Source organism: Flavobacterium defluvii, from assembly GCF_900129555.1.
Lineage (GTDB): Bacteria > Bacteroidota > Bacteroidia > Flavobacteriales > Flavobacteriaceae > Flavobacterium > Flavobacterium defluvii.
In genome coordinates, this window is the sequence record NZ_FQWC01000002.1 from 585,307 (window position 1) to 598,962 (window position 13,656).

The window sequence follows — 13,656 nt, forward strand, 5'->3', positions numbered from 1 at the left end:
AAAAACCAAAAAGGAATTTTTATAATAAACCGTTTTTAATTAACCCTTTAAATCCTTAATTTATGAAAATTTATTCTAAAATTACACTTAGTGTATTACTTGCCGCATCTCTTATTTCATGTAGTAATAATGATGATGAAACACCGGAACCAGCTGCAAAACCTTCAATTTACGAAAGATTAGGCGGAACTAAAATGGTTTCAGATCCTGATAACTCTGGTCAAATGATCGAACAGGGACGTTTGAGTTTCCGTAAAGTGGTAAATTCAACTATTGGCTTAATCGTTGCTGATATTCAATCGAATGCTTCAGGTAATTTGCAAGCCCATTTTGCTCCTTTATTAGCAGAAACTGGAACTACTCAGTCTACCAATATTGCTAAATTATCAGATAATTTAACTGATTTCTTCTCGTATAATACTGGAGGAACAAATTCTGTAAATATATATTCCGGTTTGAGTATGTCTGCAGCACACGATCCTGCAAAAAATCCTCGTATGGGGACAAAATCAAGCAATGCAGATTATACAAAATTTGAAGGATATGTTGGTGCTGCTGCCAATGCAAATGGTGTTGCTTCAAATACAGAACTTTATACTGATATAGTTGCTGTTTTAGAATCATTAAGAGCTCCTATAGTTCAAAAATAATTATCATAAAACGCTATCTGAAAATGGTAGCGTTTTAATTTTAAACTATTTGGAATGCCACATCAGTAAGTAATTTTTTGAATTTTTAAGGGAAGTATAATATGGAAAATTTTAACATGTCCAGATCCACAACTTTTTATGCATTAGGTTTAAGTTATAAAAAAGCAGATGCAGCTATTAGAGGAAAATTTAGTTTGGATACTAAAGCACAATCTGATTTATTAATGCAAGCCAAAGCGGAAGGTATAGAATCCTTAATTGTTACTTCTACTTGCAATAGAACTGAAATTTATGGTTTTGCCCGTCACCCTTATGAGTTGATCAAATTACTTTGCGAAAACAGCAATGGTTCTGTCGAAGAGTTTCAACAAGTTGCTTATATATATAAGAATGAAGAAGCTGTTAATCATATGTTTCGTGTAGGAACAGGCTTAGACAGTCAGATTCTGGGCGATTTTGAAATCATTAGTCAAATTAAAAATGCATTTAATCACAGCAAACAAGAAGGTTTGGTAAATACCTTTCTGGATCGTTTAGTAAACACTGTTATTCAGGCGAGTAAAAAAGTCAAAACAGAAACTAAAATTTCTTCTGGAGCAACATCCGTTTCCTTTGCATCAGTGCAATATATTATTCGGAATGTAGAAGACATTGGAAACAAAAATATTTTGTTATTCGGAACAGGAAAAATTGGCCGAAATACTTGTGAAAATTTAGTAAAACATACTAAAAACTCCCATATTACTCTTATTAACAGAACAAAAAACAAAGCCGAAGTATTGGCCGGAAAACTCAATGTTATTGTAAAAGATTATACCAATTTGCAAGAAGAATTACAACAGGCCGATGTGCTAATCGTAGCAACAGGAGCACAAAATCCAACTATTGACAAAACCTCACTGAATATAAAGAAGCCATTATTGATTCTGGATTTATCTATTCCAAGGAATGTAAATACTAATGTAGAAGAAATATCCGGTGTAACTTTAATTCATTTAGATTATTTATCTCAAATTACAGATGATACACTGGAAAGAAGGAAACAGCACATTCCTGCTGCAGAAGCTATTATTGATGATATGAAACTAGAACTGAATACCTGGGTTAATGGCCGAAAATGTGCTCCAACTATTCATGCTCTAAAAGCGAAATTAAATGATATTGTATCAGCTGAATTTGCTGTTCAAAAAAAGAAAGCAATCAATTTAGATGAAGTTCAGATTGATTTAATCAGTTCGAGAATTATTCAAAAAATAACAAATCATTTTGCAAGTCATTTAAAAAATGAAAATACTTCACTGGATCAAAGTATTGAATTTATAGAAAAAGTATTTCAAATAGGGGAGCTTGCACCAAATAAGTCTTCAGTAGAAGAAAAGTACAAAATCAATCTTTCATAAAACATCTAAGGCAAGCTTTTTAATTTCCCGAATTCAATTGAAATAGAACCTATGATTTTTCCAGACCAATAAGCAAATTAAAAAATCAAACAATTTAATTACTCCGGCGGTTTACAATTAATCTTTATATTTGAGGATTAAATTTATAAAATGAGCCAAGCTAAATCGTATGCCTTAATAACTGGAGCCAGCAAAGGAATTGGAAAATCTATTGCTTTTGAATTTGCCAAAAAGGGTTATCCGCTATTGCTAATTGCAAGAAGCGGCGAGGAATTAAAAGCATTATCTCAGGATCTTCAATTAAATTACAGCATAAATGCTCCTTTTTTATCAATTGATCTTTCGGAAAAAGAGGCATCTTTAAAAGTAACCAATTGGATAAAAATGAATAACTATCCGGTTGGTTTTTTAGTTAATAATGCCGGTTATGGTGTGTGGGGTGATTTTAGTAAATCTTCTCTAAGCGATCAGCTTGGCATGATGCAGCTTAACATGAATGTAGTGGTAGAACTTTCACATTTATTAGTACCCATACTTTCACAACAAAAACAAGCTTATATTTTAAATATATCCAGTACAGCAGCCTATCAGGCTGTTCCTACGCTCGCTGTTTATTCAGCTACAAAGGCTTTCGTTTTATCGTTTACCCGTGCTTTACGCTACGAACTTGCCCAAACTTCAATTTCGGTAACCTGTTTTAGTCCTGGCCCGGTTGATACTGGTTTTGCTTCTAGAGCTGGTTTAGATGCCCTTGGAAAAATGGCAGAAAAGTTTAATATGCAGCCAGATGAAGTTGCAAAAATGGCCGTAAAAGCTATGTTCAATAAAAAATCTGAAGTTATTCCGGGGTTTATAAACTTCATTTCTGTTTATGCTAATCGTATACTGCCAAAGGCATTTATAGAAAAAACAGCTGCCGGAATTTATAAAATTTAAATCTTTTCAAAAAAAAATGAAAAATGTTGCTTGTAAATAAGAAATTATATTACATTTACAATATCTACTAATTCGATAGAATATGTCTAATAAAAGAAATATGTTTGATTTCCCTGAAAACAGAATACACGCAAGTATGCGAATGTATTGTTGTTGCTGTTGTTGCTGCTGCTAAACTTTTAGGTAAAATTTAAACTCTATTTTTCATTTATTAAATCTATTTATCATGGTATCTTATAAAACCTTTACACTTACTAATCAGTTAACTGATGAGCAAATCAACTTTTTTAACGAATATGGTTTCATCCATTTCAAAAAATTCATAAATCCGGAAACTGTTTCATCAATAATCGATGCCTCAAAACAAGTCGAGCAAAAATGGATTGACAATGACGTTAAAAAAATAAATGGTGTTCCAATTAAATATGGAAAAGATTTGGATGGTTCTCCTATTGTACAGCGTTTTGCTTTTATCAACCAACATCATCAAACTTTAAGTGGTCTTTTACTTGACCCAAGACTGAATAGTTTATTGCAATTGGCAGGCGATGGCGCAAGGCTAGGTACTGAAGAAAAAGATGGAATGGTTTTTAATCATTATATCAATGGGCCTGAAAGTAAGTTTACTAAAATGGGCTGGCATACCGATGGTTTGAGGGATATTTTTTATGGTACAAAATTAAACCCAATGCTAAATGTTGGTATACATTTAAGTACATTAAAACCCGAAAACGGCGGCCTTAAAATTATTCCGGGTACTCACAAGCAGAGTATTTACCAAATGCTTTTTAGAAAAAAATACTTTCTGGATCATAAAGCCGATTCGGAGGAAGTTTCCATCAATCCGGAGGCGGGAGATTTAACCATACACGATGGCCGTTTGTGGCACAGAGTTGCAGAATCATCTATCCGTGGCGAAGAAAGCAGAAGGAGAGTTATTTATATTCCAATTATAGCAGGAAAATACGCTCCTAAAAATGAGAACAGCCCAACAGTTTTCTATCAACGTTTTGCCGGTATTGTTAAATAATTATGCTGTTTATTATTGCATTTAGTTATCTGGTTAGATCAGGTAAACTAAAAAGAACGACCGATTTTTTTAGAAATACGCACGGAAAAATAAATTTTAAGATCAAAAAAATAGAATTGGCTATACTATTAGGCCTGCTAAAATTAGGGTATTAATGAGAACAGAAACACAAGAAGAAGTTTATAGTACAATTGTGCAGAGAACATTTTCTGACCGTAAGCGAACCAATATCTTAAAAAGAGCAGAACAGTTAACGATTGTATTTTTACTTCCAAAAGTTCCTAAATTCATTTCGCCAAACGTACTTACTTTAATTGGTACACTTGGCTCGGGAGTAGTTTTTTTAGCTTTTGTTTTAGGGACTTATGCAACAAATTGGTATTTGCTTTTGGGTATTATTGGTTTGGCTGTAAATTGGTTAGGTGATTCTTTAGACGGAAGATTAGCGTATTATAGAAATACTCCGCGCCGCTGGTATGGGTTTGCACTCGATATTATTGCCGATTGGATTGGTATTGTGCTTATAGGTTTTGGCTACTATATTTATGCTCAAAACGGCACACAAATAGTAGCTTTTGCTTTTGTCGCATTGTATGGATGGTCTATCATTATAAGTCAGTTACAATACAAAATTACAAATGAATACACTATAGATTCTGGCTTTGTTGGCCCAACAGAACTAAGATTTATTATTGCGTTAATTTTAATTGCAGAAGTTTTATTTCACGGATCAATAACATATTTGGCTGGCTTAATCACCGTTGTTTTATTTATAATTAATACTATAGACAGCATAAAGCTTTTAAAATTAGGTGATTTAAAAGATAAAAATCAATACTGATATGTTCAGGAAAAAATCTATTTTTACTTTTCTACAGGCACAAGTTGCGGCATTTATAGGCGGTATTACGGATTATGGCTTAATGATTTTATTAACAGAAGTATTCAAATTTCATTTTACTTTTTCTATTCTAATCTCCGGAACTGTTGGTGCAATTATCAATTTCAGCATCAATCGGTTTTGGGTATTTAAAAACCAGGCTGGTTACAGAAATCCTATTAATAGCCAGCTTTTTAAATTTGCTTTGGTTGTATTAGGGAGCATTTCTTTAAAATCATTTGGTACACTTGTTTTGCAAAAAGTATTTCAAATCGATTATAAAATCGGAAGGTTAATCACGGATAGTTTTGTTTCTTATGGCTTTAATTATCCACTAATTAAATATTGGGTTTTTAGGATAAATGAAAAGCAGAATATAATTGAATCCAATTAGAATAATTTCGGTTATGTACAAATTATCATTTAAATATCTTAGAAAATTACTAATCGTTATAACGATTTTAGTAAATATGATTTCTCAAAATTTATTGGCGCAATCCAAAAATCCATCACCCTTAAATTTTCCGACACCTAAAAACATAGATAATATGCTGTTTTACGTTCAGCGGGACCCCAATATAAACACGGCTATTTATGCCCTAAATTATCAGGAAAATGGAAAAATAAACAAGAGCGATCCTATAAAAGCATATTGGATTCGATATGCCGAAAAAGGAGAAAAAAAAGATTTTAATTATATACAACGCAAATTTGCATATGGTATAGAAAGTAAAATCTTAAACAATGAAGAATTTGAATTTCAGTTTGTATCCTATAAAAAGTTACAATTAACCCTCAAAAAAATAGATTCAGATCAAAAATATCATGTTTTTGTAAATATAAACCAGAAAAGAATACAAGTAGAAAAAATATTTGTGCGTATTGAAGGAGGCTCTTTTTGGCTGCCCAACGTAAAGTATGTCGAAGTCACAGGAATTGATACTTCAAACAAAACCATTACCGAAAGAATACTATTAAAATAAGATGCCCGAATTCTTGAGCCTGCCTTAAGGGTGATTTTAAAACTAAATACTTCAACCTATAAATTTAATGTCATCTGGGCATTAATACTCAACTGCTCAGTAAATAAATATGCATATTGTTAAAATTTTAAAAAAGGTAAATTAAATTTTGTTTGCTAAAACGTTTTAGTATATTTGTTTTAAGATTCAAATTTATTTTTTAATTATTAAAGGACTATTACATAGATAATATCATTTTTAAATAGTTAAAATATTGAATTAAAATCAGTACTGTGGTTTTTTAAAATCTGTCAGTTAAACTGCCGGATCTGTACTTTTATGAAGTAAATAGTACATTCTTTTGATAATAAAGTATCGCAGTTTTTGAATCGTTTTATTTAGGTTTGGCTCATTCTAAATGTGTTTTACCAAAGTAATTTGAAATAAATAAAAACAATTTCAAACGAATTTAATAACCAAAAACAAAAACAGATGTCAATAACGATAGGTGTCGATATAGGCGGCAGCCATATTAGCAGTGCGGCAATTCATAATGATGGATACAGAATAATTAAAAACACCTATTGCAGCGGATCTATTGATAGTCAGGCTTCCAAAGAAATTGTTTTAAAAAAATGGGCAGATATTATCAATCAATCCATTCTCGCGGCGCATAATACAAATGAAGCCAGTAAAACCGATACAGTTGAAATAGCATTTTCAATGCCTGGTCCATTTATATACAGTACAGGAGTTGCTATGTTTGAAGGAAATGAAAAATACGAATCCTTATATAATGTATCAATAGGAGATGAGCTTACAGAATATTTAATTGTTAAGAATGTAGAATTTCGGTTTTTAAATGATGCGTCTTGTTTTGGTATTGGCGGAGCGCTTAAGTTTACAAATGAATCTGTTTCAGCAAAAGTTATTGCCATTACATTAGGAACAGGTTTTGGTGCGGCTTTTTTGGAAAATAATCTCCCGGTTACAAACGGAGAAAACATTCCCGAAAATGGATGCTTATGGGACAAGAAATTCAGGAACGATATTGCTGATAATTATTTTTCGACAAGATGGTTTGTCAATCAATATGAAAAAAGAACAGGAGAGAAATTAAAAGATGGAGTAAAGCAGCTGGCTGGTCTAAATAGTCACGAAGCTGGTAAAGTTTTTGAGGATTTTGCTTTTAATTTAAGCGAATTTCTAGCTCCTTATATACATGATTTTAAAGCTGATATGTTGATAATTGGAGGAAATATAGCCAAATGTAATCATTTGTTCCTGTCTGATTTAAACAAGAATTTTAAGCAAAAAGGAATAAATCTATATATACAAATAGTTGAAAATACAGAGGAAACAGGAATTATTGGTGCTTCGTATCTTTTCAATGAAATATTCTGGGAGAAAATAAAGAATGATCTTCCACAATTTTAATTATTTAACGGGTTTAGAATTAATATATAAACTGTTATGTTAAACCGATTAAAAGACAATTATAACTTTTACTATATTTGAATTCAAATGACGATTTGGTTAAAATAATTTGAAATGAAAAAAAAACCTGTTTCTATAAAACATATTGCAAGTGAGCTTAATATTTCTGTAACTACAGTATCATTTGTTTTAAACGGTAAAGCAAAAGAAAAGCATATTTCTAAAGAGCTTACTAAAAAAGTTTTAGATTATGCAAAATTAATGAATTACAGACCCAACCAAGTCGCACAAAGTCTTCGTACCGGCAAATCAAAATTATTGGTTTTTATGGTCGAAGATATCTCAAATAGTTTCTTCTCAAAACTTGCCCGCATTTTCGAAGACATTGCATATGATAAAGGATATAAGGTAATTTTTTGCAGTAATGAAAATAACGACGAAAAATCAAACGAACTTATTACCTTATTTAATTTTAGACAGGTAGACGGCTTTATTATTGTACCATCACCAGGGATTAAAGATACAATCGAAGAATTATTAAAAGATGGTGTTCCTGTTGTTCTTCTCGATAGATTTTTTGAAGAACTGGACTGCTGCAGTGTAGTTATTGATAATGCTCAGGCTTCTTTTGATGCAACACAGCATTTAATAGATAATAAATTTAAAAACATAGGTTTTATTACAACGGCTGTAAATCAGAGTCAGATGGGAGGACGATTGTCAGGTTATGAAGATGCTGTAAAAACAAATGGGTTAAAACCTCATACACTTCAAATTCCGTTTAATGAAATTATAAAAGGAAGAGGTAAAGCTTATATACATAATTTTTTAAACAATCATCCTGAACTAGATGCCCTATTCTTTGCTACCAATTATCTGGCACAAAGCGGATTGGAAGTTCTCAAAGAAAAAGATTCAAAATTGATACGAGATTTAGGAATAATAGCTTTTGATGACAATGATATGTTTAAAATATACGATCCTGCTATAACATCTGTATCTCAGCCACTGGTTGAAATTAGTATTAAATTAATGGAACTTATGCTGCCGCTTTTAAAGAAAAAGGAGGGAAGTGAAATTCCTCAAAAAGTGGTATTAAAAACTGAATTATTGATACGTGAGTCTTCTATAATGAAATAATATTTCTGCCCTTTCTTCATTAGCAGTCATAAAATTTAAAGCATAAATAATCTGAGTTTCAACCGATTCGTTGATTCTCAGATTTTTTTGTGCCTTTTGCTTAATGAATTGCAGTTATAATTTTAGTTATTATGATCTAATGTTAGTTTTTCTATAATTTCCTTTAACAGTTATTATAATGTTTTCGTTATTTTTTATTGAAGATTATTTATTTTTTCCTCTAAAATAAATTCAAAGTTTATAAAATTAACAATAAAATTATATTTAGTAAAAAAAGTTTTTTTATACTAAAACGTTTTAGTATGTTTGTTTAGTTGATAACTTTAACATAGTATTTAGATTTTTCATAATTGAAAGATGCCGGACCTTTTGATTCAAAAATTAAATACTGCCAACCACCGGAAAACTTTTTTAAACTGATTTCTGAGTTATTGTTATCAATGTAGTGTAACTAACTAACCAAATTTTTCAACATGAAATTATTAAACTGCAGGAAGAAAAGAATGCGCGGTTTGCATTTCTTTCTCACAATTCTTCTAGTTTGCGGCGGGTATGAGTATGCCGCCGCCCAAAACCAAACGACCCAGGTTACTGGAGTTGTCACTTCAATATCCGACAATTTATCTCTTCCTGGTGCTTCGATAGTAGACACGAGCGATCCCAGAAATGCGGTAAATGCAGATTTTGACGGACGTTATACAATCAAATTAAAAAATGGTACTGGTTCTTTGAAGTTTATTATGATGGGCTACAAACCAGTCGAAGTAAAAGTAAACAATAGAAGTATTATTAATGTAGCTATGGATCTGGATGTTTCGGCACTGGATGAAGTAGTTGTAGTAGGGTACGGAACTCAAAAGAAAAGAAAAGTTGTAGGTGCCGTCGATCAGGTTAATAACGAAGCTTTTAAAGGAAGACCAAGTGTTAATACGACACTGGCATTACAAGGAAAAGCTCCCAGCTTAACTATTCAGCAGACCAATTCTGAGCCTGGAGCAGGAGTAAACCTTAATATTAGAGGTATTAGTACCTTAGGAAATAATAGTCCGCTTATAGTGATAGACGGTATAGTAGGCGGCGACATTAATGCATTAAATCCGGCAGATATCGATAGTGTAACGGTATTAAAAGATGCAGGTAGTGCCGCAATATACGGTTCGAGAGCCAGTAACGGAGTAGTTCTTATTACCACTAAAAAAGGAAGTAAAAGTAAGCCTATGTCTATTCAGTACAGCAGTCTTACAGGATTTAATACTCCAAAATTCTTTACTCAGCCTGTGCATGGTTATGAAAATGCCATGCTTAGAAATGAGGCAGCATTTAATTCTGGCGAAACAACAGCTGTATTTACAGCCGCAAAAATTGCTGAATTAAAAGCGAATGGCGATACAGAATGGTTTGCAAAAGAAATTGTAAAACCAGCGTTGCAACTGAACCAAAACCTTTCTATTTCTGGCGGAAGCGAAAATTCAACTTATTTAGTGTCTTTTGGATATTTAGATCACGAAAGTAATTTTGTTGGACCTAAAAAGGGAATGGAGCGTTACAATTTCAGAATTAACCTTACAAACGAATATGGTAAATTCAAATTAACATCAAACATTGCGTATTCAAAACAGCTAATCAACGATCATTCGTCAAGCACAAGTACTTTAATGGTAGATGCTTTCAGGGTTCCGTTATATTACAGACAAAAAGATGAAAACGGAAATTACCTGACAAATGATGTTTTACAGCAATTTAATTCATTAGGTATATTAGAGCAGGGAGGCTTTAGAAAATATGATAATGACGATATTTTCGGGTCTTTTAACGCAGAGTACAAAATAACCAATGCTTTAAAAGTTAAAGGTGTATTTGGAGGACGTTTATGGGCAGGTAACTTGTACAGCCGTGTTAAAATGGTGAACTTTTTTCCGCAAGGTGTTTATGGCGCAGACCGAGATGCCAGAGATGAAGCCCAAAAAAGCCTTGATTTAAATACTCAGTTTATGCTGGAATACACTAAAGCTTTTGGGAATCATAATGTTGGTGCTTTAGTTGGGGTTTCAAATGAAAATCATTCAGAACGCCGCACGGGTATTTATAAAAAATATACAGATCCCGATTTGGGAACGCCAACAAGCGAAACTGTAATTGGTGAGGATTCTTATAATTCAAACGGAACAGATCCTAATGGAAATCCTGCTTCTTTCAAAAACAGTCTTAATTCACTTTTCGGACGTTTATCTTACGATTATAATGATAAATATTTTGCAGAATTCAGTTTTAGATACGATGGTTCATCAAAATTTAGAGATGAAGTAAGATGGGGATTTTTTCCATCGGCAACAGTTGGTTATGCTTTAACTAAAGAAAAGTTTATGGAAAGCTACAGCAACAATGTCGGAAACATTAAACTACGTTCTTCATACGGAATTTTAGGAAATCAAAATGTTGGTAATTACCAGTATCAGACAACATATTTTACTTTCCAGAATGCGTATGGATTTAATAATTCAGGAGTAAGCGGTACAGGTTATAATTTTGCAAATCCTGATATTCAGTGGGAAAGAGCAGCAACTTTTAATGCAGGACTTGATGCCGATTTCTTTAAAGGGGCATTATCTTTTTCATTCGACTTTTTTGACAAAGTAACATCAGATATTTTGGTGCCGCCACAGGTTCCGGGTGTTTACGGAACAGATCTTCCGGACTTTAACGCGGGTAAAGTTGGAAACAGAGGATGGGAAATTAGCGCTACATACAGACATAAAGGAAAATCGCTTAACCAAAGTGTTACAGTTAATTTTGGTGATTCTAAAAATAAAGTACTTGATTTCAACGGACAAGAAAGACTTACAGGTGTTGAAGAACTTCAGGTTATTCTTAGAGAAGGACTTCCGTTTAATTCTTATGTTGGTTTAAAAAGAGACGGATATTTTCAGAATGTAGAAGAAATTCAAGGTGCAGCAGTTCCTGCGGGAATTACAGTACAGCCTGGTGATAATAGATATGTAGACGTTAACAAAGATGGAAAAATTGATGATAATGATAAATTCATTTTCGGAAATCCATTTCCAAGATACACTTTCGGACTTACTTACAATGTAGATTATAAAAATTTCGATTTAAGCATCTTTTTGCAAGGCGTAGGAAAAAGAACCATGATGATTAGAGGTGAACTTGTAGAACCATTTCACTACAATTATGGTATGACAATGTACACACATCAGCTGGATTACTGGACTCCGCAAAATCCAGATGCAAGATATCCTAGACTGGCAAACAACGGAACACAATCTAATACAAATAATTTTAGAAGAGGATCAGATATGTATTTGTATGATGGTGCTTACGCTAGACTTAAAAATGTACAATTAGGGTATACATTACCAGATGATACGGCCGAAAAATTAGGAATGAGCAATTTCCGAATTTATGTTTCAGGTCAAAACCTTTTTACATTATCAAAAGTAAAATTTGTTGATCCGGAGCTTTCGGAATTTAACAACAGTATGTCAACATCGGGGGCAAACAGCGGAAGAGCATACCCTACGCAGGTTTATTATGGAATGGGACTTGATATTAGCTTCTAAAAAAAATCAAAATGAAAAATATATTTAAACATATAAAATTTATACCAGTTTTGTTTTTGCTGCTGGCAAGCTGCGAAGACCTGGATCAGGCTCCGGAGAATCAGTTTACAGATTCTACCTACTGGACAAGCACAGATAAAGCACAGACTTTTCTAAATACAGCCTATTCGCAAATGCAGAAAAGTCAGTATTTCTTTTACAACGAAGCATTGTCTGATAATGCATATAACGGAAGAGGAGATAATGCCGGTGCTGCATCAATTGCAGCAGGAATTTACGACCCTTCTTTAGGCCGAATCAAAGAAGAATGGAACGATCGATATGCAGGAATAAAAACCTGTAACCTTATTTTAGAAAATATTGACCGTGTGCCAAATGCAGATCCTGCAGTAATTGCAAGAATGAAAGCAGAAGCCCGCTTTTTACGAGCATTTCAGCATTTTCAGTTAACAACCTGGTTTGGAGATATTCCGCTTTTAGAAAAAGATCCTTCTTTGCAGGAAGCTACAAGTATCAGCAGAACTTCTCATGCAGATGTAGTTCAGTTTATATTGAATGAATTGGATGCTGTAATTCCGGTTCTTCTAAAAAATACCCAGTACGCTGCTGCAGATAGAGGTAAAGTAACCTCGGGCGCAGCTGCTGCATTAAAAGCAAGAGTTTTATTATATGAAGGAAGATGGGCAGAAGTGGTACAGGTTACAGAGCAGCTGATGGCCTCAGCTTATGGATCATACAGCTTATTTCCATCTTATGAAGGACTTTTTCAAACACAAAACGAATATAGCAGTGAAGACATCCTAAGCCTTCAATATGTACCACAATTTAGAATGTGGGGCGAATTTTTTGACATGGCACCGCTTTCTGCAGGAGCAAGATTAAACGCACTGGCTCCTACACAGGAATTAGTAGACAGTTATTTAATGTTAAACGGAAAAAGAATTAACGAATCTGGATCTGGATACAATGAAAACAATCCTTACGTTAACAGAGATCCAAGACTTACGGCCACAGTAGTTTATGATCAGTACAACTGGAAAGAAGCAGACGGAAGCACACGTATTATTTCAATAAAACCGGGATCTTCAACAGGAAGTGCGGCAGATGAATATGTACAAGGATCTTCTGCAACACCTACAGGTTACTATACCAGAAAATATTATGATACTCAGCATTTAACCTCTTTACAGTCAGGTTTAAATTTAATGCTGATTCGATATGCAGATGTATTATTAATGTATGCAGAAGCCAAAAACGAACTTAACCAAATGACCAGTGCAGTTTGGGACCAGACGATAAGACCAATAAGAGTTCGGGCAGGTTTTACAGATGCTTCAGCGCTGGCTTTTGACAATACTTTAGGACAAGCCGGACTTAAAGAAGTAATACGAAATGAGCGCCGTACAGAATTTGGTATGGAAGGCTTAAGAATATTTGATATTAGAAGATGGAAAATAGCCGAAAATGTCCTGAATGGTTATGCACACGGAGCAAAATTTGGTATCTCATCTGTAGATAATGGTTACCTGAGAGTAAACTTAAGAACTTTTGATCCGGATAAACATTACTTATGGCCAATACCAAGAGATGAACGTTTGATTAACACCAATTTATCTCAAAATCCAAACTGGTAAAACTAACTA

11 protein-coding genes are annotated in these 13,656 nt (G+C 33.3%); all 11 read left to right on the plus strand.

The window, feature by feature from the left end:
- The first annotated feature begins 62 nt into the window (after positions 1 to 62).
- The 11 genes from BUC29_RS06790 (at position 63) to BUC29_RS06840 (ending at position 13,647) form a co-directional block, all read left to right on the plus strand.
- Positions 63 to 650, plus strand: coding sequence for a globin family protein (locus tag BUC29_RS06790; protein ID WP_073414624.1), 588 nt, complete (start codon positions 63 to 65; stop codon positions 648 to 650).
- 101 nt (positions 651 to 751) lie between these two features.
- Positions 752 to 2,050: a glutamyl-tRNA reductase gene (hemA, locus tag BUC29_RS06795; protein ID WP_073414626.1), complete on the plus strand. Its 1,299-nt coding sequence runs from the start codon at positions 752 to 754 to the stop codon at positions 2,048 to 2,050.
- A 150-nt stretch (positions 2,051 to 2,200) separates the two neighbouring features.
- Positions 2,201 to 2,986 carry an SDR family NAD(P)-dependent oxidoreductase gene (locus BUC29_RS06800; protein ID WP_073414628.1) on the plus strand — a complete coding sequence of 262 codons (786 nt, stop codon included), beginning with the start codon at positions 2,201 to 2,203 and terminating at the stop codon, positions 2,984 to 2,986.
- A 226-nt stretch (positions 2,987 to 3,212) separates the two neighbouring features.
- Positions 3,213 to 4,016, plus strand: coding sequence for a phytanoyl-CoA dioxygenase family protein (locus BUC29_RS06805; protein ID WP_244160783.1), 804 nt, complete (start codon positions 3,213 to 3,215; stop codon positions 4,014 to 4,016).
- A 154-nt stretch (positions 4,017 to 4,170) separates the two neighbouring features.
- Positions 4,171 to 4,857 (plus strand): CDP-alcohol phosphatidyltransferase family protein, encoded by a 687-nt coding sequence (locus BUC29_RS06810; protein ID WP_073414632.1) that lies wholly within the window; start codon positions 4,171 to 4,173, stop codon positions 4,855 to 4,857.
- Position 4,858: 1 nt separating this feature from the next.
- A complete protein-coding gene (locus BUC29_RS06815; protein ID WP_073414634.1) occupies positions 4,859 to 5,290 on the plus strand; it encodes a GtrA family protein in 432 nt (143 codons plus the stop codon).
- Between the two features lie 13 nt (positions 5,291 to 5,303).
- Positions 5,304 to 5,879, plus strand: a complete 576-nt coding sequence (locus tag BUC29_RS06820; protein ID WP_073414940.1) for a DUF4833 domain-containing protein — start codon at positions 5,304 to 5,306, stop codon at positions 5,877 to 5,879.
- Positions 5,880 to 6,350: 471 nt separating this feature from the next.
- Positions 6,351 to 7,295, plus strand: a complete 945-nt coding sequence (locus BUC29_RS06825) for an ROK family protein (RefSeq protein ID WP_073414636.1) — start codon at positions 6,351 to 6,353, stop codon at positions 7,293 to 7,295.
- A 114-nt stretch (positions 7,296 to 7,409) separates the two neighbouring features.
- Positions 7,410 to 8,435, plus strand: coding sequence for a LacI family DNA-binding transcriptional regulator (locus tag BUC29_RS06830; RefSeq protein WP_073414638.1), 1,026 nt, complete (start codon positions 7,410 to 7,412; stop codon positions 8,433 to 8,435).
- Between the two features lie 473 nt (positions 8,436 to 8,908).
- Complete coding sequence (locus BUC29_RS06835) at positions 8,909 to 12,013, plus strand: SusC/RagA family TonB-linked outer membrane protein (RefSeq protein ID WP_084538594.1); 3,105 nt, start codon at positions 8,909 to 8,911, stop codon at positions 12,011 to 12,013.
- Between the two features lie 11 nt (positions 12,014 to 12,024).
- The gene (locus BUC29_RS06840) at positions 12,025 to 13,647 is read left to right on the plus strand and encodes a RagB/SusD family nutrient uptake outer membrane protein (RefSeq protein ID WP_139260423.1); all 1,623 of its coding nucleotides are present in this window, start codon (positions 12,025 to 12,027) and stop codon (positions 13,645 to 13,647) included.
- Positions 13,648 to 13,656 lie beyond the last annotated feature (9 nt).

Coding starts and splice junctions, on each gene's coding strand:
- BUC29_RS06790 (WP_073414624.1), top strand. CDS start 63: ATGAAAATTTATTCTAAAATTACACTTAGTGTATTACTTGCCGCATCT.
- hemA (WP_073414626.1), top strand. CDS start 752: ATGGAAAATTTTAACATGTCCAGATCCACAACTTTTTATGCATTAGGT.
- BUC29_RS06800 (WP_073414628.1), top strand. CDS start 2,201: ATGAGCCAAGCTAAATCGTATGCCTTAATAACTGGAGCCAGCAAAGGA.
- BUC29_RS06805 (WP_244160783.1), top strand. CDS start 3,213: ATGGTATCTTATAAAACCTTTACACTTACTAATCAGTTAACTGATGAG.
- BUC29_RS06810 (WP_073414632.1), top strand. CDS start 4,171: ATGAGAACAGAAACACAAGAAGAAGTTTATAGTACAATTGTGCAGAGA.
- BUC29_RS06815 (WP_073414634.1), top strand. CDS start 4,859: ATGTTCAGGAAAAAATCTATTTTTACTTTTCTACAGGCACAAGTTGCG.
- BUC29_RS06820 (WP_073414940.1), top strand. CDS start 5,304: ATGTACAAATTATCATTTAAATATCTTAGAAAATTACTAATCGTTATA.
- BUC29_RS06825 (WP_073414636.1), top strand. CDS start 6,351: ATGTCAATAACGATAGGTGTCGATATAGGCGGCAGCCATATTAGCAGT.
- BUC29_RS06830 (WP_073414638.1), top strand. CDS start 7,410: ATGAAAAAAAAACCTGTTTCTATAAAACATATTGCAAGTGAGCTTAAT.
- BUC29_RS06835 (WP_084538594.1), top strand. CDS start 8,909: ATGAAATTATTAAACTGCAGGAAGAAAAGAATGCGCGGTTTGCATTTC.
- BUC29_RS06840 (WP_139260423.1), top strand. CDS start 12,025: ATGAAAAATATATTTAAACATATAAAATTTATACCAGTTTTGTTTTTG.